Source organism: Devosia sp. LjRoot3 (assembly GCF_964252865.1).
Taxonomy (GTDB): domain Bacteria; phylum Pseudomonadota; class Alphaproteobacteria; order Rhizobiales; family Devosiaceae; genus Devosia.
Map to the genome: position 1 here is coordinate 530,953 of NZ_CAXUPK020000003.1, position 20,291 is coordinate 551,243.

Sequence of the window (20,291 nt, forward strand, 5' to 3'; positions counted from 1 at the left end):
CATGCCGCCGAAATGACATTTCAAAACTCCGGCCCCTGGCGTAGGCTGCCGGAACGCATTTCTATTTCCTTGATCTCAAAGAAAACGAAATGCCTGAATGCGCCCAAGCGCGGCACAAGATTGTCTATCAAGCCGGTAGAGATTTATCCCGGGCAGAACTAGATTGAAGCCAACCAATAACTGGAGCGTCTCATGACCACGAAAACCCTCCTTCTCGCCGCCCTCCTGGCCGGCGTCGCCCTGCCCGCCTCCGTCCTCGCGCAGGACTTCAATCCGGACGCCTCCATCCGCATCGGCTCGCTCTATGAGCCGCAGAACCTCGACAACACCGCCGGCGCTGGCCAAGGCATCAACGAAGCCTTCAACGGCAACGTCTACGAAGCCCTGTTCCAGCTGACCGATGCCGGTTCGGTCGAGCCCAAGCTCGTCGAAAGCTACGAAGCCAGCGAAGATGGCCTCACCTATACCTTCACCCTGAAGGACGGCGTCACCTTCCACTCCGGCGACCCGCTGACCGCAGCCGACGTAAAGTACTCGATCGAGCGCGTCACCGCCGAAGCCTCCAAGAGCTCGCGCAAGCGCAGCCTCTCCACCATCACCGGCATCGAAACCCCCGATGACAAGACGGTCGTGATCACCCTCTCGGCCCGCTCGATCTCGCTGCCCTACAACCTCTCCTATGTCTGGATCGTCAACGACGCCGCCACCGACATCACCGCCACCGAAGACGGCACCGGCCCCTATTCGCTCGGCGAATGGCGCCGCGGTTCGGCCCTAGCTCTCGAGCGCAACGACAGCTACTGGGGCGAAGCCCCGACCAATGCCGAAGTCGTCTACACCTATTTCACCGACGCCACCGCGCTCAACAACGCGCTGCTGACCAACGCCGTTGACGTGATCACCTCGGTGCAGAGCCCGGATTCCCTGGCCCAGTTCACCGGCAACCCGGCCTTCACCGTCACCGAAGGCGCTTCCACCACCAAGGAACTGCTGGCCTATAACGACCGCGTCGCTCCCTTCGACAACGTCAAGGTTCGCAAGGCCCTGGCCCGCGCCACCGACAAGGCACGCCTCCTCAACTCCATCTGGGGTGACTATGGCACGCTGATCGGCTCCTTCGTGCCGCCGACCGACCCGTGGTATGTCGATCTCACGGGCGTTGATGCCTACGACGTCGAAAGCGCCAAGGCCCTGCTCGCCGAAGCCGGCTATCCCGATGGTTTTGAATTCACCCTCGACACGCCCGACTACGATCCGCATCCGATCGTGGCGCAGTTCCTGCAGTCCGAATATGCCAAGATCGGCGTGAAGGTGAACATCAACATCATCACGGCCAACGAGTGGTACACCAAGATCTACCAGGAGAAGAATTTCGAGGCGACGCTGCAGGAGCACGTCAACCACCGCGATATCGTCTTCTACGGCAACCCGGACTTCTACTGGGGCTACAACAACCCAGACGTCGTGAAGCTCGTGGCCGACGCTGAGTCTGCAGGCTCGGAAGCCGAACAGGTCGAAAAGCTGACCGAGGCCAACAAGATCATCGCGGAAGACGCAGCCGGCAACTGGCTCTACCTCTACCCGCAGATCGTCGTCTCGGCCGCCAACGTCACCGGCTACCCGATCAACGGCCTGAACTCCCAGTTCTTCGCCTACGACATCCAGAAGAGCGAATAGGCCGTAAGCGCCTTAAGCTTCTGACTGTGAACACTCTGTCCACCGGCCCTTCGGCCGGTGGCTTTGCCTTTACGGCCCCGCTATTGTCGCGTCTGATATCGCGCAAGGACTAAAACCATTCTCGCCTACACCATCCGCCGCACGCTGATCCTCATCGCCTCGCTGTTCATCGCAGCGGTTGTGCTGTTCGTGCTGCTGCGCCTCCTCCCCGGCGATCCCGCCAACGCCCTGCTCGGCGTCGGCGCCACCGAACAACAGATCGCCGCCGCCCGCGCCCAGGTCGGCTCCGACCAGCCGCTTTACGTCCAGTTCGTCGGCTTCATCGGCAATCTTGCCCGGCTCGATCTGGGCACCTCCTTCGTCAGCCGCGCCTCGGTGCTGGGCGAGATCGGCAATCGCATGGTCGTCACCCTGCCGCTGACCTTCTTCGGCTTCCTCGTCGCCCTTGTCCTCGCCATCCCGCTCGGCATTATCGCCGCCGTCCGCTCGGACAAGTGGTACGGCGCGGCGATCTCCGTCGTCTCCCAGCTCGGCATCGCCATCCCGGTCTTCTGGCTCGGCATCCTGCTGGTCACGCTCTTTTCCATCAATCTGCGCTGGCTCCCCTCGGGCGGTTTCCCCTTGAAAGGCTGGGCCAATTTCGGCGAGGCCATCACCGGCATGATCCTGCCTTCGCTCACCATTGGCCTCGTCATGGGCGCCTCCCTCTTGCGCTATGTCCGCGCCGCCACGCTCGACGTTCTCGGCAGCGACTTTCTCCGCACCGCCCGCGCCCTCGGCGCCAGTTTCCCCGAAGCCCTCATCCGCCATGGCGTCCGCAACGGTGCCGTGCCGGTCATTTCCATTCTCGGCATCGAACTCGCCAGCACCTTCCTCGGCGCCGTGGTCATCGAGCGCGTCTTTTCGCTGCCCGGCCTCGGCTCCATGCTGCTCCTCGCCATCCAGCAGCGCGACTATCCCAATGTGCAGGGCGTTCTCTTCATCTCGACCCTTCTCGTTCTGCTGATCGGCTTTGCCGCCGATATCATCCAGCGCCTCATCGATCCGCGTCTCCGCGGTCGCGGGAGGGCGCTGGCATGAGCACCGCCACCGTGACCGCTCCCGCCGACAAAAAATCCCACTCCCTGGCCCTCAAGGCCGGGATACTGCTGGTCGGCCTTCACGTCGCCATTGGCCTCCTTACCCTCGTCTGGCTCCCCTACGACCCCACCGCCATGGCCGGCGGTCGCCTCGAGGGACCAAGCCTCCTCCACTGGCTCGGCACCGACCGTCTCGGGCGCGATCTCTTCACGCAGATGATGATCGGCAGCCGCATCGCCCTGATCGTCGGCGTTGGCGCCGTCACCATTGGCGCTGTCATCGGGGTCACAATCGGCCTTCTCGCCGCCTTCGCCAGCAAATGGCTCGACGACGCCTTGGCGGCGACACTCGACATTCTCATCGCCTTCCCCACCCTGCTCATCGCCATGCTGGTGGTGGCAGCCAGCGACACGGCCAATCTCTGGTCGGCCATCGTTGCCCTCGGCATCGCCCTCTCGGCCATCGTTGCGCGCCTCACCCGCATCCTCGCCAAGCGCGTACTGGTGATGGACTACATCACCGCCGCCCGCACCTCGGGCAGTGGGTGGCCCAAAATCGTCGCCATCCATATCCTGCCCAACATCTGGCCCACCCTCTCGGTCAATTTCGCTCTGCAATTCGGCCTCGCCGTCATCGCCGAAGCCTCGCTCTCCTATCTCGGCCTCGGCGCCCCGCCGCCAAACGCCTCATGGGGCCGCATCCTCCAGGAAGCCCAGGGCACGGTGTACACTGCCCCTCTCGGCGCCATCGCCCCCGGCATTGCGCTGGTCTCCCTCGCCATCGGCGTCAACCTCTTGGCCGACGGCCTGCGCGACACCATCGACCCGACGAGGCGCGCCCGATGACCGCTCTTCTCTCCCTCGAAAATCTTTCCGTCCATGCCGGCAGCAAGGCGCTGGTTTCGAACCTGTCACTCTCGCTCAATCGCGGCGAACGCCTGGGGCTAATCGGCGAATCCGGCTCCGGCAAATCGCTGACCTCGCTTGCCGCCACGGGCCTCCTGCCAGCCGGCCTCTCGGCCTCCGGCTCCGCCATTCTCGCCGGCAAGCAAGTCATTGGCGCGCCTGATCGCGAGTTGAACCAGCTGCGCGGCACCGCCGTTGCCATTGTCTTCCAGGAACCTCTTACCGCTCTCGACCCACTAATGCGCGTAGGCAGGCAGGTGGCCGAACCACTCGCCCGCCGCGCCCAGCGCGATGGTGCCCCGCTCTCCGGCGCGGCGCTCGATCAAGCCGTCCTCGCGCTCCTCGACGAAGTCGCCCTGCCCGAGCCGCAGCGCATCGCCAAATCCTATCCGCACGAGCTTTCCGGCGGTCAGCGACAGCGTATCGCGATCGCCATGGCCCTCGCCTGCAAGCCCGACCTGCTCATAGCCGACGAGCCCACCACCGCTCTCGACGTCACCACCCAGGCCGAAATCCTCGGCCTCCTCGACCGCCTGGTTCGCGAGCGCAACATGGCCCTCCTCTTCATCAGCCACGACCTTCCCGTTGTCGCCAACACGGTCGAGCGCGTCGTGGTCTTGCGTCAGGGCGAAACCGTCGAAGCAGGCGAGGTCGCCGAAGTCTTTGGCAACCCGCGCCACGACTACACCAAGAGCCTCCTCGTCGCCGCCCGTCGCCTCGACGATGCCATGGAGGGCCGCGCATGAGCCTCGTCCGCGTCGACCACGTCAGCTTCGGCTACACCGCCAACCGCCGCATTCTCGATGACGTCTCGCTCGAGATCGCCCCCGGCGACACCATCGGCCTTGTCGGCGAAAGCGGCTCGGGCAAGACCACCCTACTGCGCCTCCTCCTCGGCCTCGCCCGGCCCGACAGCGGCAGCATCACCTTCGATGGAAAACCGCTCGATCCCGGCAATGGCGCCTTCATGCGCGATTTCCGCCGACGGGCCCAGGTGGTTTTCCAGGACCCCTATTCCTCGCTCGATCCGCGCCAGACGATCCAATCCATCATCGCCGAACCCCTGCGCTCGCTAAAAATCCCCGGCGATCACAACAAGATGGTAGGCGACGCCCTTCAAGCCGTAGGCCTCGATCGCGACGTCGGCACTCGTTTCCCGCACCAGTTCTCCGGCGGCCAGCGCCAGCGCATCGCCATTGCACGCGCCATCGTGCCCGGCCCGCGCCTTCTGCTCGCCGACGAAGCCGTCAGCGCCCTCGACCTGACGACCCGCATTCGCATCGTCGACCTCCTTGCCGGCCTTAGCAAAACCATGAGCCTGCTGTTCGTGTCGCACGATATCGGTGTCGTCGCCGCGCTTTGTCGGCGCATCGTCATTCTCGAAAAAGGCCGCGTGGTGGAAGCCGGCGACACGGCCACGGTCCTTGCCAATCCCAAACATCCCTATACGCAGCGCCTGCTTGCCAGCGTGCCGCGCCTTACCCTCCACGAGGTGTCTTCATGACCGACTACGCAACCCAATATGCCGAATGGCAGGCCAAGCGCCTCGCCGCGCTCAAGGCGCCCAATGGCTGGCTCAACATCATCGCCCGCGTCTGGCTCGCCGAAGGCACCGTCACCGTCGGCGCCGCCGCGGACAATGACATCATCCTCTCCTCCGGCCCGTCCTATGTCGGCAGCCTCACCCAGGATAGCGACGGCCAAGTCACCTATACGCCCGCCGATGGCAGCGCCGCCCAGGTGCTGAAGCTTTCAAAATACAGCCCGCCGCGCTTCACCGCCGGCAACCTGCTTTTGGAGGTCACCTCGCTCAATGGCGAGAATGCCCTACGCGTACGCGACACGACATCGGACGCACCGAACCAGTTACAGCCGCTCGAATATTTCCCGCTCGACCCGACCTGGCGCATAACCGCCGACTGGGTTGCCTTCGAAGCCCCCAAGGGCCTGACCATCAGCACCTCCAAGGCAATCGAAACCGAAGTCGAAGCGACCCACAAGGCCGTCTTCACCCGCGATGGCGTCACCTACGAACTGCTCGCCACCCATGGCACGGCGGAAGCCCCGCAGTTCGTCATCCGCGACCTGACCTCGCGCGACAGCACCTATGCTGCCTGCCGTTTCGTCTTCGGCGAAGACGTCACCGACAAGACCATCGTCCTCGACTTCAACAAGGCGCTGAACCCGCCCTGCGCCTTCACCGAACACGCCGTCTGCCCGCTGCCGCCGGCCGAAAACGTGCTGCCGATCCGTATCGAGGCCGGCGAAAAACGCCTCCACGATTGATCTGAATCCAGACGGCAAAAGGCCCGGCAGCGTCACCGCTGCCGGGCCTTTTGTTTTGAACCTTTGGCTCTAGCGCCTGACAGCGCGTACAAGGGCAATGAGGATGCAGGCGCCCAGGAGGCCCGCGACCAGATAGCCGAGCCAGCCGCCGAACGAGATGCCGATGATGCCAAAGAGGAAGCTGGCAATCAGCGCACCGACGATGCCGAGCACGATGTTGAGAAAAATTCCGGTATTGGTCTTCATGATGCTGGATGCAATCCAGCCTGCCAGACCCCCGATAATGATCGCTGCAATCCAGCCGATACCTGCGTCGCCCATGTGAACCCCACAATTGAGAAGACGGCTCGACCCGAGCCGCTCCAATCAACGCCGCAGGGACCAAACGGTTGCGTGACCTTAGAAATCGAAGGCCCAGCGCCCATCCGTTTCAGTGAAGCGCCCCATGCTCGGTGCCGACCAGCCTCGTCCGATCGAATAGAGCCGCACCCGGCAAGTAACGACGCCATTGGGGTGCTTGGCGCAATCGGTGGCTTCAAGCTTCACCCGATCTTCGACAATCGCGACCCGCTGGCGTTCGAGAATACGAGCATTGCTGAGCATGGCATCGATCGCCTGCGTCGGTGTCGGCCCTCCAGCGACCAGCGGCGCCTCTCCGGAACTGCATCCTGCGAGCACCATCAATCCAACAATAGCCAGCATACCAAGTGGCTGCATCATGGAACCCTCCTCGCCCCATAAGCGAAGACCCTAACAAATAGAGGTAAACCCGACGTGTAGCAGTCACATCGAATGCATCCGTACCAACTCGTACTGCTTCGGCTTGAATGCCCGTCCGAGCTTTGCTACAGGCAAAACAAGACAATCCTAGTCATATAAGGGAAGCCCGTGTCAGGCAGTGCAACGACGCAGCGAACGCTGCGATTGGAAGGCATCGGGCTGAGCGTCGGCTATGGCGGCACCAATGTGCTCGACAATGTCGACCTGGCGATTCCCACCGGCGAGATCACCATTCTGATCGGCCCCAATGGCTGCGGAAAATCCACGCTGCTCAAGACCATGGCACGCATCCTGACCCCATCCAACGGCAGCGTTCTTCTCGATGGCAAGGACATCCACCGCCTCGACACCAAGAGCGTCGCTGCCAAGCTGGGCCTCCTGCCCCAGGGCCCCATTGCCCCCGAAGGGCTGACCGTGCGCGAACTCGTCGCCCAGGGCCGCTTCCCGCATCAGACCCTCTTGCGCCAATGGACCCGCGCCGATGAAGACGCCGTCAATGGCGCCATGGACATTGCCGGCATCACCGATTTTGCCGATCGCAGCGTCGATACGCTCTCAGGCGGCCAGCGTCAGCGCTGCTGGGTCGCCATGGTGCTGGCCCAGGAAACCGACCTCATCCTTCTCGATGAACCCACGACCTTCCTCGACCTCAAGGTGCAGGTCGACCTCATGGACCTGCTGGCTGGTCTCGCCCACCAGCGCGGCCGAACCCTGGTCATCGTGCTGCACGAACTCAGTCTCGCCGCCGCCTATGCTGACTATCTGGTGATGATGAAAGATGGCCACATCGTCGCCGCCGGCACGCCGGACGACATCTTCACCGCCGAGCGGTTGAAGCAGGTCTTCGGCCTCGATGCCAAGGTGCTGCGCGACCCCGATAGCGGCCGCATGGTCTGCGTCCCCTCCGGCACGCGCATGCGCAGTGCAACACCCGTGACCGCACAATGAGCACCATCGTCGCCCCCAATGCCGGCACGCATCCCGTCCGGGCCTGGAGCGGCGTTCCGGTGCTTCTCGGCGTTCTGGTCCTCGCCTTCCTGCTGCACATCGCCGTCGGCGCCAAGCAACTCTCGCTCGGCACAGTCATCGAGGCTCTGTTCAACTTCGACCAGACCGTTTTCGACCACGTCATCGTACGCAATCTCCGCCTGCCCCGCGCCGTGCTGGCGGTCATTGTCGGTGCCAGCCTCTCCCTCGCTGGCGCCCTGATGCAGGGCGTGACGCGGAATCCGCTGGCCGATCCAGCCCTCCTCGGCCTCACCTCAGGCGCAGCCTTCGCTGTGGTCATCGCCACCAGCGTGCTCGGCCTCACCAGCATGATCTTCATTCCCTGGATCGCCATGCTCGGCGCGCTGGGGGCTGCGCTCGTCGTCTACATCATCGCCCGCCTCGTGCCCGGCGGCGCCACCCCGCTCAGCCTGACCCTCTCCGGCGCGGCCATCAGCGCCTTCCTCAGCGCCGTCATCTCCGTGATCCACCTGCTCGATCAGGACACTTTTGAAAACCTGCGCGTCTGGCTCACCGGCGGTCTAGCCGGCCGCGACATCACCCTTCTCTTCTATGTCGGCCCGCCAATCGCGCTTGCCCTTATCGGCGGCGTGCTGCTCGCCCCCCGCGTCACAGTCCTCGCCATGGGCGATGAAGTGGCCCAGGGCCTCGGCGTAAAAACCGGCGCGCTGAAAGTACAATTGCTCGCTGTGGTCGTGGTGTTGACCGCCTGCTCCGTCGCCCTCGCCGGCCCGCTCGGCTTCATCGGTCTCGTTATCCCCCATGTCGTCCGCCTCTATGTCGGCTCTGACTACCGCTGGATCGTGCCCTACGCAGCACTGGCCGGCGCCGTCTATCTCCTCGGCGTCGATACCATTGCCCGCATCGCCATCCCGCCGCGCGAAATCTCGACCGGCATCATCACCGCCATGATCGGCGCGCCGCTCTTCGTTCAGCTCGTCCGCCGGAGGACCCGCTGATGTCCGCTCCGGCCCACCACTGGGTTTTCCGCAGCAAGTCCGAGGGAATCGCCCTCCGCCTCCCCGTCCGCGCCCTCGTCGCACTGGCCCTCCTTACGCTGGTCCTGCTCCTCACGTGCTGCGTAAGCCTTGCCACCGGCACCTATGGCGTCGCGCTCAACGAGGTGATCGACACCTTGCGCGGCCTGAGCATCAGCCGCGCCATCGACAATGTCGTCTGGGAATTCCGCTTCCCGCGCACTCTCGTGGCCGCCCTTGTCGGCGCCATGATGGCCCTTTCAGGCGCCGCATTGCAAAACACCACCCGCAACGGCCTCGCCGATCCCTCCCTCGTCGGCGTCAGCCAGGGCGCCGCCTTGGCCGTCGTCACCCTGACCGTCGTCTTCCCCGATGTTTCCGGCGCCCTGCGCCCCTGGGCCGCCTTTGCCGGCGCCATTCTCGTTGCCCTCGCCATTCAGGGCCTGTCGCACACCCGCCAGGGCGGCAGCACCATTCGCTTCATCCTCATGGGCATCGGCCTATCGACTTTCATCTCGTCGATCACCTCGGCGCTGATGACCTATGGCGACATCGACCGCGCCATGGCCGCCCTCTCCTGGCTCGCCGGGTCGATAAATGCCGCAAGCTGGAGCGATGTCTGGACGCTGGGCATCTGGTGCGCCGTGCTGCTCCCCGCCCTCCTCGCCATCAGCCGCAGTTCCTCGGCTACCCGCATGGGTGAGGCGACAGCCGTCAGTCTCGGCGTCCGCACCCGCCTGATCCGCAATCTACAGCTCGGCATCGCCGTGGCCCTCGCCGCCATCGCCACCTCAGTTGTCGGCCCGCTCGGCTTTGTCGGCCTCATCGCACCGCACGCTGCGCGCCGCATCGCGCCAGCCGGCATCGGCCTCAATCTCTTGATCACGGCCATGGTGGGCGCCGTACTGGTCTCGCTCGCCGATCTCGTCGGCCGCGCCGCCTTTGCACCCATTCAAATTCCCGCCGGCCTGCTCACCGCCCTTATCGGCGTGCCGCTCTTCATCGTGTTGATGGTGCGCAGCCGTTCCACCGCATCGCATTGATCTTGGAGGATTTCATGTCGTTTCGTTCAAGCCTGCTCACCGCCCTCCTGGCATTCGCCATGGCTACACCGGCCCTCGCCCAGGAATTCCCGGTCACCATCGAGCACAAGTTCGGCACGACAGTTATCGAGACCAAACCCGAGCGCGTCGCCAGCCTCGATTACGGTGGCATCGGCAACCTGCTCAAGCTCGGCGTCACCCCCGTCATCGTGCGCGAATGGCGCGACAAGTTCCCCTCCACCACGCCCCCCTGGGGTCAGTCGCTGCTCGCCGGAGAGCCCGTGGTCTTTGCCGGCGACATCGATCCTGAACTGGTTGCCTCAACCAATCCCGACGTCATCATCGCCCTCGCCTCCGGCATAGATGAAGACCTCTATGCCAAGCTCAGCCTCATTGCCCCTGTCGTCGCCATTCCCAGCGGCCTCGGCGACTATGAACTGCCCTGGGACCAGCGCGCCCTGATCGCCGCCCGCGCTATCGGCGCCGAGGCCGAAGCCCAGCGCCAGATTGACGCCATCCATGCCCGCTTCGCCGAAGTGCGCGAAAGCCACCCCGAATGGGCCGGCAAGACCGCCGTGGTCGGCCGCATCGTCGAAGGCGAATTCAGCGCCTTCAACAAGCTCGACATCCGCGCCAAATTCCTCAACGAATTTGGCTTCGTGACGCCAACCGCGCTCGACGACATCACCGAAACTGCCTTCTTCAATCTCGTGTCGCCCGAACTTATCGAGCCGATCGATGCCGACGTCCTTGTCTGGTATGGCGGCTCGGCGGCCCTGCAGGAATCGCTGGATTACCCCGCTCGCCCCTTCCTCAAGGCCAGCGCCAATGGCGGCGAAATCTTCCTCACCGATGAGCATCTCGCCGCCATCGCTCGGCAGGAGCTTCTCTCCATCCCGGTCGCCGTCGACTTCCTCGTGCCGCTGCTCGAAGCCGCCGCCGATGGCGATCCGGCAACGCCGGTCGAAGGCGCCCTCCAGTAATTCCGCTCTGACCTCTCGTGGAGACTATCCGATGATCTTCCGCACTGCTCTCGCCGCCCTCACCCTGGCACTCGGCCTCGCCCTCCCTGCCATCGCTCAGGAAACCCGCTCCGTCACCGCCGCCAACGGCACGTTCGACATTCCCGTCGCCCCGCAGCGCATCGTCGCGCTCAACGACCAGATTGTCGCCCTGCCGCTCTATGAGCTGGGCGCCGCTCTGGTCGGCAGTGCTGGTCGAGTAGATGCCGAAGGCAAGACCTTCCTCCGCGGCGGCATGGATACGCTCGGCATCGACTATTCGAACACCGACATCAAATATGTCGGCCAGTTCAACGCCCTCGACCTAGAGGCCATCGCCGCCCTGCAGCCCGATCTCATCATCGGCGGCACCTATACCGACCCGGCCGTTGTGGAACAGCTTCAGGCCATCGCGCCGACCCTGGTGATCGACAACGGCGCCCTCGGCCTCGTCGAAACCCTCCGCACTCTCGCCGATGTCAGCGGCCAGGCCGGCAATTTCGAAGCTCGCTACCAGCGCTATCTCGACAATGTCGAACGCACCAAATCCTATATCGGCGACACGTCCGCCGTCTCCGCAACCATGACCTTCATGTTCCCGGCCGGCGAGGAACTCTGGGTCTATCGCGCCAATCTCGGCGCCATCGCCCAGGTCCTCTCCGATCTCGGTTTCGCCCAGCCCACAGCCGTGTCTGCCCTCGAAGCCACCCAGGCCTCATGGAGCGCCGAGCTGATCCAGGAACTCGATGCCGATTTCATCTTCGGCTTCTATCGCCAGCAGCCCGACGCGACACCTGAAGCCGTGCGCGCTGCTTACGAAAAATTCGCACCCGGCTGGTGCCAGGCCCTCACCGCCTGCCAGAAGGGCCAAATGGTCCTGCTGCCCGGCCCCACTTTCGGCAGCACCATGGCCGGCCTCGACCTCGCGCTCGATCTCGTCGAAACCCATGTCGCCGGCCGTTCCTTCGTTCCATTTGAAGAAGCCAAGTAATGGGCAAGCACGTCTTCTGCACCGATCTCTGCCACGAACGCGGCGAGCCTCTGGCCGGCACGGGTGACGCGCCCAAGCGCGTCCTCATGCTCGCCTGGCCCCGCGGCAAATGGCGGGTGCCGCGCTGGGAGTCGGTCGACATGTCGACCGAACTCTCCGAGGCTCTGCACGAAGCCGCCCATGCCAAGCTGCATGTGGCGCTGGTCGACAAGGTCGAGGCAGAAGGCAAGCTGCCGACGCTCCACGCCCTGCCAGAAAACGTCTATGCAGATTTTTCCGACGAGGCCGAACTGATCGCCGCCATCCGCGACTATATCGGCGGCAAGGTGTTTGCTGGCGCCCCCGACACACGCCCGACCATCATCTGCTGCACCGATAGCCGGCGCGACGCTTGTTGCGCCCGCCACGGTTTTTCCACCTACAAGGCCCTGGTCAAGATCGCCGACCCGGCAGAATTCAACATTGTCCAGGCCACCCATATCGGCGGCTGCCGCTTCGCCGCTTCGCTCGTCGTCATGCCCCAGCGCCAGCGCTATGGCCGTATGACCGCCGAGCACGCCGAAGGTTTTCTCGACGCCATCGGCCGCAACGAAGTCTATCTCCCGACCTACAAGGGGCGTTCCGACGAGCCCGAACCGGCCCAGGTGGCCGAACTCGCCGCGCTCAAATGGGCCTCCGAAAATGGCTTTGGTACATCAGCCGTCTCCCTCGGCGGCGACATTCCCGAAGACGCTCACGAAGGCGACCTTCTTACCCTCGAAGCCGAGCTTGCCGGGGCCCGGCTTTCCATTCGCATGCACGCCCAGGATTTCATGGTCCAGGGCAATTGCGGCGTCGTCGCCGAAGGCGGCGGCGAGATGACCCTGCGCTGGTGCGTGGACGAGGTCATCGCCCAACCAAAGGCAGCAGCACACTAACCACGTCAAATACGGGCCCCACCCGAAGCGACTCTGGAGACTACCAATGACGATCCTACCCCGCCACGCCGCCCTGATCGCCACGGCGGGCCTCGCCCTGCTGCTGGCTGCGCCGACCCTTGCCCAGGAAACCCGCTCCTATACCGACGATGCCGGCCGCACCGTCGAGGTCCCCGTTGCGCCCAAGCGCATCGTCACCCTGCATGACAGCTCGCTCACCGTGCCGCTGGTCGAACTCGGCATCATCCCGGTCGGCGCCTTCGGTCGTAATGGCGAGGCCGGCCCCTTCATGCGCGGCGCCGCGACGCTGACCGGCGTCACCTTCGAGAATTCCGACATCGTCAATGTCGGCGGCTCGCCTGCCGATCTCGAAGCCATCGCAGCGCTCGAACCCGACCTGATCATCACCTCAAGCTTCCAGGAAGCCACCGCCGAGCAGCTCGAAGTCATCGCTCCGACCGTCTTCGTCGAAGACAATGTGCGCGGCGAACTCGCAACCTTCGAGGACATCGCCGAGCTGACCAATACCCAGGACAAGCTGGCGATCCTCAAGTCGCGCTACCAGGCGCAGGTCAACCAGGTGAAGGCCGTTATCGGCGACCGGAACATCTCCGCTTCGATCATCCTGACCCAGGAAGGCCAGATCGCGGCCTGGCACACCTATGGCGTCATCGGCAAGGTTCTGCGCGATGCCGGCTTCACCTTCCCTGCCGTGATCGATGGCCTCGAAGGCACCGAGCGCACCTTCTTCTCCGGTGAAGAACTCCCGGCTTTCGATGCCGACTTCATGTTCCTCACCTATGACGCCGCCCGCGGCCAAAGCCCGCAGGAAGCCATCGCCGATATCGAAACGGTAACGCCCAGCTTCTGCCAGTTCCTGACCGCGTGCACCGGCGAACGCTTCGTGCTGGTGCCGCGCGAAGACGCTGTCGCCCGCTCCTACACCGCCGCCGGCATGATGGCTTCGGCCGTCCTCGCCGCCATTTCCGGCCGCGATCTCGACGCACTGGCCGAATAACGCTTCAACCGCAGGGAACCTCCCATGTTCAAACAGCTTGTTGCCGCCGGCATCCTGGCCCTTGCCGGGCTCACCGCCGTCTCCGCCCAGGAAACCCGCAGTTTTACCGACGACACTGGCCGTACGGTGGAAATCCCCACCAAGCCGCTGCGCATCGTCTCGCTGCACGATCTCTCGCTGACCGTCCCGCTGATCGAGCTTGGCGTCTTCCCGCTTGGCAGCCACGGCCGTACCACGCCGGAAAACGTCCCTTTCATCCGCTCCAGCAAGGTTCTCACCGGCGTCGATTTCGACAACTCGGACATCAAGTTCGTCGGCAATCTGCCCGCTGACGTCGAAGCGGTCGCCGCCCTCGAACCCGACCTGATCCTGACCACCCCGTGGCAAAAGGCCGACGTGGAGCAACTGCAGGCCATCGCCCCGACCGTCGTTCTCGACGACGACGGACGCGGTGCCTTCGCGATTTTCGATGTTCTGGCCGAATTGACCGGCACCCAAGAGCGCCTTGCCGTGCTCAAGACCCGCTATGAAGGGCAGATCGCCCAGATCAAGCGCTTGATCGACACCGGCTCGATCAGCGCCAGCGTGATCCAGGCCAATGACGGGAAACTCTATATCGAGCACACCTACGGCACGCTGGGTAAGGTTCTCCGCGACGCCGGCTTCACCTTCCCGGCCAAGATCGAAGAGATCCCGGTCGGCGAAAGCGCCGAATTCAGCGCCGAAACCCTGCCCGAATTCGACGCCGATTTCGTCTTTGCGACCTACCGCACCGACACGCTGCAGACCCCGGCCGATGCCATCGGCGCGCTCGAAACGGCCATGCCCAACTTCTGCGAGTTCCTGCATGCCTGCCGCGAGAACCAGTTCATCGTCATCCCGCGCGAGGAAGCCTCGGCCGCGTCCTATTACGCACTGGGCGCCATCAGCTACATGTTGATCTCGAATATCTCGGGCCGCGACTTCGTGCCCATGCCGCGCTAACCGCCCAAAAACTGTCCAACCACCTCATCCCCGCGAAAGCGGGGATGATCGTTTTATGTCAGGGATTCCGGCTTTCGCAGAACTGACAGCGTGATAAGAAGATGGCCCGCTTCCGTTCCATACATGTCATTCGAGATGCCGCGATGAGCAATTCCATTTTCGCCCAGATCGTTGCCGCCATCGGCGCCGTAGCCGTGACGCTCCGTCATGGCGGCGAAAACAAGTCCCCGGTCTATGGCTCCAAGCCCGACATCCCGGCCCCCAAGGCGCAGGGTAGCATCCCGACGCTGAAAATGCCGACCGCCAAGGGCTGGGAAGGCAATCACAAGCCGACCGCCGCTGCAGGCCTCAAGGTCAATGCCTTCGCCAAGGGCCTCGATCATCCGCGACAGATCTACGTGCTGCCCAATGGGGACGTGCTGATCGCCGAATCCATGGGTGAATCGGGCAAGCCCAGCTCGCTCTTCGACCACGCCATGTCGGCCACCATGCAGCGCGCCCGCGCCTCGGGCACCAGCCCCAATCGCGTGACCCTGCTGCGCGATGCCGATGGCGATGGCACCGCCGAAATCCGCCACGCCTATATCGAAAACGTCCGTCAGCCCTATGGCATGGTGCTCATCGGCTCGACGCTCTATGTCGGCGCCAGCGATGCGCTTCTCGCCTATCCCTACGATCCCGAAGCGACCAAGATAACCACGCCCGGCAAGAAGCTGATGGACCTCGTCCCCGGCGGCCACTGGACGCGCAATCTCATCGCCAGCAAGGACGGTACCAAGATCTATGTCGCCGTCGGTTCGCTGACCAATATCGGCGATGCCGGCATTGCAGCCGAAGAAAACCGCGCCTGCATCCACGAATATGACATCGCCACCGGCAAGTCGCGCATCTATGGCGCCGGCCTCCGCAATGCCGTCGGCATGGCCTGGGAGCCGACCACCGACGTGCTCTGGACCGTCGTCAACGAGCGCGACGGTCTTGGCGACGAGACCCCGCCCGACTACCTGACCTCAGTCCGCGATGGCGGTTTCTATGGCTGGCCCTATTCCTATTGGGGCGTCGTCGACGATCGCGTGCCGCAGAGCACCGCGCACCCTGCCTCCAAGCAGGATCACCCGGACTTCGCGCTTGGCGGCCACACGGCCTCGCTCGGTCTCTCCTGGGTTCCCGAAGGCACCTTGCCCGGCTTCCCCGCTGGCATGGCCATCGGCCAGCACGGCTCCTGGAACCGCAGCAAGTTGAGCGGCTACAAGCTCACCTTCGTCGCCTTCGAAAACGGCAAGCCTGTGGGCCTCCCGCGCGACATCCTCACCGACTTCCTCTCGGCCGATGAAAAGTACTCCTTCGGTCGTCCGGTGGGCGTCGCTGTTGCCGCCGACAAGGCCCTGCTCATGGCCGATGACGTCGGCGACGTGATCTGGCGCGTCACGGGCGCCTGAGGTCGGACTTGACCATGCTGACCAAAACTCTGGGCGCAGGGCTTTTTGCCCTCGCCGCTTCATCTATCGCGCATGCCCAGGAGCACCTCACGCTGACCATCGGCGTGCAGGAAAGCGGCACCGTGCAGTGGGAAATCGAGACCATCAAGTCGCTCGGCCTCGACACCGCCCACGGCCTCAATCTCGAGGTCCGTCCTTTGGCCGATAGCCGCGCCGGGCAGATCGCTCTACAGGCCGGAGCGGTCGATATCATTCTCTCGGACTTCGTCTGGGTCGCCGCCCAGCGCAATGACGGCAACCTCGTCACCATGGTTCCGCATTCGCTGACCGTCGGCGGTCTCATGGTCCCGGCCGATAGCGCCATTGCCGACGTAACCGGCCTCGAAGGCAAAACCATCGGCGTTGCCGGTGGTCCCGCCGACAAGAGCTGGGTCATCCTCCAGGCGTATTTCGCCAGCAAGACCGGCAAGACCCTGCCTGACGTCGCGGAAGCCCGCTTCGGCGCCCCGCCTCTCATCAACGAACTGCTGGGCAATGGCGGCGTCGATGCCGGCCTCAACTTCTGGCAGTGGAACGCCCGCGCCAAAGCCGCCGGCATGCACGAACTGCTCTCTGTAAGAACCATGTTGGCCGAACTCGGCGTCGCCGAGCCGCCGCCGCTACTAGGCTGGACTTTTACGGAAGCAACCGCGGAAGCCAAGCACGACGCCGTGGTCCGCTTCCTCGACACCTCCTTCGCCGCCAAAGAAGTGCTTCTCGCCGATGACGCTACCTGGGAAAGCCTCAAAGGCCTGATGGGCGCCGAGGACGATGCCGCGCTCTTCGAGCAATTGCGCGACGACTATCGAGCCGGCATCGTCTCCTCTTACAATCCCGAGGACACGGACGCCGCCGAACAAACCTTTGCCCTCCTCGCCCGCTTCGGCGGCAGCGAAGTGGTGGGTGAAGGCCAAGAACTGTTACCGGGGACATTTTGGCCGGGCTACCGAAAATAGGCGAACCGCCACGCGCAGGGCGTCAACGCGCCCTGCCGCTGCTCGAACTTCTGTCCTTCCCGATCCTGCTGCTGGTCTGGCAAGTCCTCGCCATGGTGCTGGCGCATCGGCTTTTTCCTTCGCCCGTCGCCGTGGGTCAGGAAATGCTGCGCCTCGCGACAGAGGGAAAACTCCTCGCGGACCTCGGCAAGACACTCTGGCGCGCCAGCCTCGCCTTCCTTCTCGCCATGCTGATCGGCACCGCCCTCGGCATCCTGCTGGGCCGCAAAGCCTGGCTTGATCGCCTGTTCTCCAGCTGGCTCCTCGTCGGCCTCAACCTGCCCGCCATTGTCGTTGCCATCGCCCTCTATATCTGGCTCGGTCTCACCGAAACCGCGCTGATCCTCGCCGTCGTCATCAACAAGGTACCGCTGGTCGCCACCACGATCCGCGAAGGCGTCCGCAGCTTCGCCCCCGAATTTGATGAACTCGCCCAAGCCATGCGCTGGCCAACAGCAAAACGATTGCGCCTCGTCTTCCTGCCCCAGCTCATGCCCTTCGTCCTCGCCGCCGCGCGAACCGGCCTGTCGCTGATCTGGAAGATCGTCCTCGTTTTCGAAGTCCTGGGCAGCGATGGGGGCGTCGGCTACCGCGTCAGCCTCTTCTTCCAGTTCTTCGACATCACCGGCATCCTCGCCTACACCTCGGCCTTCATCCTCGTCGTCCTTGCCATTGAATACGGCGTGCTGCGCCCCATCGAGAGGAGGGTGCTGCAATGGCGACCGGCCCAGGCCTGAACATCTCCGTCAACGAAAAGCACTACGCCGGCAGCGCGGCTCCCATCCTCTCCGGCTTCAAAACCGAGATTGCGCCCGGCAGCGTCACGGCCATTCTCGGCCCATCCGGCATCGGCAAATCGACGCTCCTGCGCATCATCGCCGGCATAGACCGCGATTTTTCCGGCCACGTGACCATCGACGGCCAACCCGCCGCCGAAGCCGCCCCGCCGGGCTTCCTCTTCCAGGACCCGCGCCTGCTGCCCTGGCTGACAACATCAGACAATGTCCGAACTGCCGGCACTGGCGTCAGCACCGAAAAGGCCATGGCCGCCCTCGGACGGACCGGCCTTGCCGACCACGCAAACCTCTACCCGCACCAACTCTCCGGCGGCATGCAGCGCCGCGCCGCGCTCGCCCGCGCCTTGGCCCTCAATGCCGGCCTGCTGCTGCTAGATGAACCCTTCGTGTCGCTCGACCGTACTCTCGTCGAGGAAATGTACGAGCTGATCGCATCAGTCGCCGCCTCGCACAGGCCGACGATGATCCTCGTCACCCACATGACCGAAGATGCTGCCCGCCTCGCCGACCGCGTGCTGGTTCTGTCCGGAACGCCCGCCCACATAACGGCCGACCTTGCCTTCCCTCAGCCCCGCGACCAACGCGACAGGGCCACGCTGGACACCTATCGCCAGCTGATCGAAGGCGCGAACTAGCGCTCGTAGTCGATCGGCATACCGATAGTCAGCCGGCTGCGCGGCAAGCCCTCAGGCGGGCGCGGAACAGGCGAACTGGCATAGACGAGGTCGCGCGCCGCCTGGTCGAGCGCAGCAAAGCCACTGGAGCCGGCGATGCTCACCGACTGCACATTGCCCCCCGCATCGATTGTGAACTGCACGACCACCCGCCCCTCTTCGCCGCGCTGCCGGGCATCGGCTGGATATTTGCGGCGTTGGCCGATATGGCGCAGCACGCTCGATTCCCAGCGATTGACCTGCGAGGCGCTTGGCTCCGCGCTGGCAGTCTGCTGCGGCGCGGCGGCCTGTTGCGCCTGCTGCTCCTGCGGCCTCGGCGCCGAGGCCTGCGTCGCTGCCTGCTGTGGCGGCGGTGTCCGGCGAGGCGGCGGCGTAAACTTGGTTTCGGGCGTGTTGGCGCGCGTCTCCGCAATGCGCGGCGACATCGTCACCGGCACCGGCAGGTTCGGATCCACAGGCTCGGCCACCGGCTCTTCGGGCACAGGTTCTGGCACCGGTTCGGGTTCTGGCTCCAGCGGCTCGACGATCTCTTCCGGTTCGACAACGGGCTCCGGTTCCGGCTCGGGCGCAGGCCGCTCGACCGTAGCCATCTGCCGCTGGATGACCACGGCAGGCTCCGGCACGTCCACTTCGGGCACATCGATGATCGGCTCGACCGGTTCCGGCACGACCGCGGGCTCGGGTTCAGGAACAGGCTCGGGTTCCGGCAGCGGTTCCAGCTTGGGCTCAACCGCCGGCTCCGGCTCTACAGCGGGTTCAGGCTCTGGCGGAGGCTCAACCTCGGCCTCGGCGGTCTCGACGACCTCCTTGGGCTCGGCCACTTCTTCCGGTTCGGTGACTTCCTCCGGCTCCGCAACCTCTTCCGGTTCAACCTCCGGCGGCGGCTCCACAACCGGCTCGGGCTCCTCGACGGGTTCGGCTTCGGGATCAGGCTCCGCTTCGCTCGGCGGCGTCGCCTCGGAGGCGGCCGAAAGCTCGCCCTCGGGCACGTCGAGTTCTTCGGTCACCGGCGACACGGCGAATTCAGCAAATTCAACAACGATCGCCCCGGCTGGCGGGCCAGCCGCTTCCTCTACCGGCACAAAGGTCTGATAGGCCCAATAACCGCCAACGAGCCCGGCAATAACCAGCAGGCTCGCCGTCGTCCAAAGGAAAACGTCGCCCTTCTTGGCGCGCAAAAAGTCTTCCGCGACAAAGCTGTCGCCTTGCTTGGTCATTCTGCGGCCTGGGCGTCCTGGCCGCTCGGCACAGCCACCGCATTGGCCGATTCCAATCCCACCAGCGCGATCCGCACATAGCCGGACGAACGCAGCAGGTTCATCACTTCCATCAGATCGCCGTAAGCCACGGCCGCATCGGCGCGCAGGAACACCCGCGTCTCCCGATCGCCGCCGGTCACTTGATCAAGCGAGGCGGCAATCGTCTCGCGGGCCATCGGATCATTGCCGATGGTAAGGCTCAGATCGTCCTTGAGCGTCACGAAAAGCGGCTCTTCCGGACGCGGTGCCGGGGTCGCATTGGAAACAGGCAGGTCGACATTGATATCAACCGTCGCAAGGGGCGCGGCCACCATGAAGATGATGAGCAGCACCAGCATGACGTCGATGAACGGCGTCACGTTGATCTCGTGATTGACATCGAGTTCGTCGCCGCCGCCTTCCTTGATCCGACCGGCCATGC

At 64.4% G+C, this 20,291-nt stretch carries 22 protein-coding genes; 18 read left to right on the forward strand and 4 right to left on the reverse strand.

The features are described 5' to 3' along the window. Window positions 1–192 precede the first annotated feature (192 nt). From ACSQ2A_RS13610 to ACSQ2A_RS13635, 6 genes are all read left to right on the forward strand, one after another. Complete coding sequence (locus tag ACSQ2A_RS13610) at window positions 193–1,677, forward strand: ABC transporter substrate-binding protein (protein WP_436072658.1); 1,485 nt, start codon at window positions 193–195, stop codon at window positions 1,675–1,677. A gap of 132 nt (window positions 1,678–1,809) precedes the next feature. After that, window positions 1,810–2,757 (forward strand): ABC transporter permease, encoded by a 948-nt coding sequence (locus tag ACSQ2A_RS13615; RefSeq protein ID WP_436072833.1) that lies wholly within the window; start codon window positions 1,810–1,812, stop codon window positions 2,755–2,757. Continuing rightward, window positions 2,754–3,602 (forward strand): ABC transporter permease, encoded by an 849-nt coding sequence (locus tag ACSQ2A_RS13620; RefSeq protein WP_436072659.1) that lies wholly within the window; start codon window positions 2,754–2,756, stop codon window positions 3,600–3,602. Before ACSQ2A_RS13615 ends, ACSQ2A_RS13620 begins: the two co-directional genes overlap by 4 nt. Next, complete coding sequence (locus ACSQ2A_RS13625; RefSeq protein ID WP_436072660.1) at window positions 3,599–4,408, forward strand: ATP-binding cassette domain-containing protein; 810 nt, start codon at window positions 3,599–3,601, stop codon at window positions 4,406–4,408. The genes ACSQ2A_RS13620 and ACSQ2A_RS13625 overlap by 4 nt, the downstream gene beginning before the upstream one ends. Then, window positions 4,405–5,166 carry an ABC transporter ATP-binding protein gene (locus ACSQ2A_RS13630; RefSeq protein ID WP_436072661.1) on the forward strand — a complete coding sequence of 254 codons (762 nt, stop codon included), beginning with the start codon at window positions 4,405–4,407 and terminating at the stop codon, window positions 5,164–5,166. Before ACSQ2A_RS13625 ends, ACSQ2A_RS13630 begins: the two co-directional genes overlap by 4 nt. Continuing rightward, complete coding sequence (locus tag ACSQ2A_RS13635) at window positions 5,163–5,948, forward strand: DUF1684 domain-containing protein (RefSeq protein WP_436072662.1); 786 nt, start codon at window positions 5,163–5,165, stop codon at window positions 5,946–5,948. The genes ACSQ2A_RS13630 and ACSQ2A_RS13635 overlap by 4 nt, the downstream gene beginning before the upstream one ends. Before the next feature lie 69 nt (window positions 5,949–6,017). Here ACSQ2A_RS13635 and ACSQ2A_RS13640 read toward each other — a convergent pair whose 3' ends face one another. Then, window positions 6,018–6,269: a GlsB/YeaQ/YmgE family stress response membrane protein gene (locus ACSQ2A_RS13640; protein ID WP_295414863.1), complete on the reverse strand. Its 252-nt coding sequence runs from the start codon at window positions 6,267–6,269 to the stop codon at window positions 6,018–6,020. A 78-nt stretch (window positions 6,270–6,347) separates the two neighbouring features. Beyond that, window positions 6,348–6,668: a hypothetical protein gene (locus ACSQ2A_RS13645; protein WP_295414865.1), complete on the reverse strand. Its 321-nt coding sequence runs from the start codon at window positions 6,666–6,668 to the stop codon at window positions 6,348–6,350. A gap of 168 nt (window positions 6,669–6,836) precedes the next feature. Here ACSQ2A_RS13645 and ACSQ2A_RS13650 point away from each other — a divergent pair, with 168 nt between their 5' ends. The 12 genes from ACSQ2A_RS13650 to ACSQ2A_RS13705 all read left to right on the forward strand — a co-directional run bounded on the left by ACSQ2A_RS13650 (window position 6,837) and on the right by ACSQ2A_RS13705 (window position 18,572). After that, entirely contained in the window at window positions 6,837–7,676 is an 840-nt protein-coding gene (locus tag ACSQ2A_RS13650; RefSeq protein ID WP_436072663.1) for an ABC transporter ATP-binding protein, read from the forward strand. Then, window positions 7,673–8,695 carry a FecCD family ABC transporter permease gene (locus tag ACSQ2A_RS13655; protein ID WP_436072664.1) on the forward strand — a complete coding sequence of 341 codons (1,023 nt, stop codon included), beginning with the start codon at window positions 7,673–7,675 and terminating at the stop codon, window positions 8,693–8,695. Before ACSQ2A_RS13650 ends, ACSQ2A_RS13655 begins: the two co-directional genes overlap by 4 nt. Then, a complete protein-coding gene (locus ACSQ2A_RS13660; RefSeq protein WP_436072665.1) occupies window positions 8,695–9,756 on the forward strand; it encodes a FecCD family ABC transporter permease in 1,062 nt (353 codons plus the stop codon). The genes ACSQ2A_RS13655 and ACSQ2A_RS13660 overlap by 1 nt, the downstream gene beginning before the upstream one ends. A 14-nt stretch (window positions 9,757–9,770) precedes the next feature. After that, window positions 9,771–10,739, forward strand: coding sequence for an ABC transporter substrate-binding protein (locus ACSQ2A_RS13665; protein ID WP_436072666.1), 969 nt, complete (start codon window positions 9,771–9,773; stop codon window positions 10,737–10,739). Between the two features lie 31 nt (window positions 10,740–10,770). Further along, complete coding sequence (locus ACSQ2A_RS13670) at window positions 10,771–11,748, forward strand: ABC transporter substrate-binding protein (protein ID WP_436072667.1); 978 nt, start codon at window positions 10,771–10,773, stop codon at window positions 11,746–11,748. Continuing rightward, complete coding sequence (locus tag ACSQ2A_RS13675) at window positions 11,748–12,665, forward strand: sucrase ferredoxin (RefSeq protein WP_436072668.1); 918 nt, start codon at window positions 11,748–11,750, stop codon at window positions 12,663–12,665. The genes ACSQ2A_RS13670 and ACSQ2A_RS13675 overlap by 1 nt, the downstream gene beginning before the upstream one ends. Window positions 12,666–12,711: 46 nt before the next feature. Beyond that, entirely contained in the window at window positions 12,712–13,683 is a 972-nt protein-coding gene (locus tag ACSQ2A_RS13680; protein ID WP_436072669.1) for an ABC transporter substrate-binding protein, read from the forward strand. 24 nt (window positions 13,684–13,707) lie between these two features. Next, a complete protein-coding gene (locus ACSQ2A_RS13685; RefSeq protein WP_436072670.1) occupies window positions 13,708–14,667 on the forward strand; it encodes an ABC transporter substrate-binding protein in 960 nt (319 codons plus the stop codon). A 143-nt stretch (window positions 14,668–14,810) separates the two neighbouring features. Beyond that, window positions 14,811–16,106, forward strand: a complete 1,296-nt coding sequence (locus ACSQ2A_RS13690; RefSeq protein WP_436072671.1) for a PQQ-dependent sugar dehydrogenase — start codon at window positions 14,811–14,813, stop codon at window positions 16,104–16,106. 14 nt (window positions 16,107–16,120) lie between these two features. Further along, window positions 16,121–17,101, forward strand: a complete 981-nt coding sequence (locus ACSQ2A_RS13695; RefSeq protein WP_436072672.1) for an ABC transporter substrate-binding protein — start codon at window positions 16,121–16,123, stop codon at window positions 17,099–17,101. Beyond that, window positions 17,080–17,877, forward strand: coding sequence for an ABC transporter permease (locus tag ACSQ2A_RS13700; protein ID WP_436072673.1), 798 nt, complete (start codon window positions 17,080–17,082; stop codon window positions 17,875–17,877). Before ACSQ2A_RS13695 ends, ACSQ2A_RS13700 begins: the two co-directional genes overlap by 22 nt. Next, window positions 17,856–18,572 (forward strand): ABC transporter ATP-binding protein, encoded by a 717-nt coding sequence (locus tag ACSQ2A_RS13705; protein WP_436072674.1) that lies wholly within the window; start codon window positions 17,856–17,858, stop codon window positions 18,570–18,572. The genes ACSQ2A_RS13700 and ACSQ2A_RS13705 overlap by 22 nt, the downstream gene beginning before the upstream one ends. Here the strand turns inward: ACSQ2A_RS13705 and ACSQ2A_RS13710 are convergent. Together ACSQ2A_RS13710 and exbD are read right to left on the reverse strand one after the other, a co-directional pair. Next, a complete protein-coding gene (locus ACSQ2A_RS13710; RefSeq protein WP_436072675.1) occupies window positions 18,569–19,828 on the reverse strand; it encodes an energy transducer TonB in 1,260 nt (419 codons plus the stop codon). The genes ACSQ2A_RS13705 and ACSQ2A_RS13710 overlap by 4 nt on opposite strands. Further along, on the reverse strand, window positions 19,825–20,289 hold the full coding sequence (gene exbD / locus ACSQ2A_RS13715) for a TonB system transport protein ExbD (protein ID WP_436072676.1): 465 nt from the start codon (window positions 20,287–20,289) through the stop codon (window positions 19,825–19,827). Before exbD ends, ACSQ2A_RS13710 begins: the two co-directional genes overlap by 4 nt. Between the last annotated feature and the right edge of the window lie 2 nt (window positions 20,290–20,291).

Coding starts and splice junctions, on each gene's coding strand:
- ACSQ2A_RS13705 (WP_436072674.1), top strand. CDS start 17,856: ATGGCGACCGGCCCAGGCCTGAACATCTCCGTCAACGAAAAGCACTAC.
- ACSQ2A_RS13610 (WP_436072658.1), top strand. CDS start 193: ATGACCACGAAAACCCTCCTTCTCGCCGCCCTCCTGGCCGGCGTCGCC.
- ACSQ2A_RS13665 (WP_436072666.1), top strand. CDS start 9,771: ATGTCGTTTCGTTCAAGCCTGCTCACCGCCCTCCTGGCATTCGCCATG.
- ACSQ2A_RS13675 (WP_436072668.1), top strand. CDS start 11,748: ATGGGCAAGCACGTCTTCTGCACCGATCTCTGCCACGAACGCGGCGAG.
- ACSQ2A_RS13680 (WP_436072669.1), top strand. CDS start 12,712: ATGACGATCCTACCCCGCCACGCCGCCCTGATCGCCACGGCGGGCCTC.
- ACSQ2A_RS13685 (WP_436072670.1), top strand. CDS start 13,708: ATGTTCAAACAGCTTGTTGCCGCCGGCATCCTGGCCCTTGCCGGGCTC.
- ACSQ2A_RS13660 (WP_436072665.1), top strand. CDS start 8,695: ATGTCCGCTCCGGCCCACCACTGGGTTTTCCGCAGCAAGTCCGAGGGA.
- ACSQ2A_RS13635 (WP_436072662.1), top strand. CDS start 5,163: ATGACCGACTACGCAACCCAATATGCCGAATGGCAGGCCAAGCGCCTC.
- ACSQ2A_RS13670 (WP_436072667.1), top strand. CDS start 10,771: ATGATCTTCCGCACTGCTCTCGCCGCCCTCACCCTGGCACTCGGCCTC.
- ACSQ2A_RS13645 (WP_295414865.1), bottom strand. CDS start 6,668: ATGATGCAGCCACTTGGTATGCTGGCTATTGTTGGATTGATGGTGCTC.
- ACSQ2A_RS13630 (WP_436072661.1), top strand. CDS start 4,405: ATGAGCCTCGTCCGCGTCGACCACGTCAGCTTCGGCTACACCGCCAAC.
- ACSQ2A_RS13690 (WP_436072671.1), top strand. CDS start 14,811: ATGAGCAATTCCATTTTCGCCCAGATCGTTGCCGCCATCGGCGCCGTA.
- ACSQ2A_RS13710 (WP_436072675.1), bottom strand. CDS start 19,828: ATGACCAAGCAAGGCGACAGCTTTGTCGCGGAAGACTTTTTGCGCGCC.
- ACSQ2A_RS13640 (WP_295414863.1), bottom strand. CDS start 6,269: ATGGGCGACGCAGGTATCGGCTGGATTGCAGCGATCATTATCGGGGGT.
- ACSQ2A_RS13695 (WP_436072672.1), top strand. CDS start 16,121: ATGCTGACCAAAACTCTGGGCGCAGGGCTTTTTGCCCTCGCCGCTTCA.
- ACSQ2A_RS13625 (WP_436072660.1), top strand. CDS start 3,599: ATGACCGCTCTTCTCTCCCTCGAAAATCTTTCCGTCCATGCCGGCAGC.
- ACSQ2A_RS13655 (WP_436072664.1), top strand. CDS start 7,673: ATGAGCACCATCGTCGCCCCCAATGCCGGCACGCATCCCGTCCGGGCC.
- exbD (WP_436072676.1), bottom strand. CDS start 20,289: ATGGCCGGTCGGATCAAGGAAGGCGGCGGCGACGAACTCGATGTCAAT.
- ACSQ2A_RS13620 (WP_436072659.1), top strand. CDS start 2,754: ATGAGCACCGCCACCGTGACCGCTCCCGCCGACAAAAAATCCCACTCC.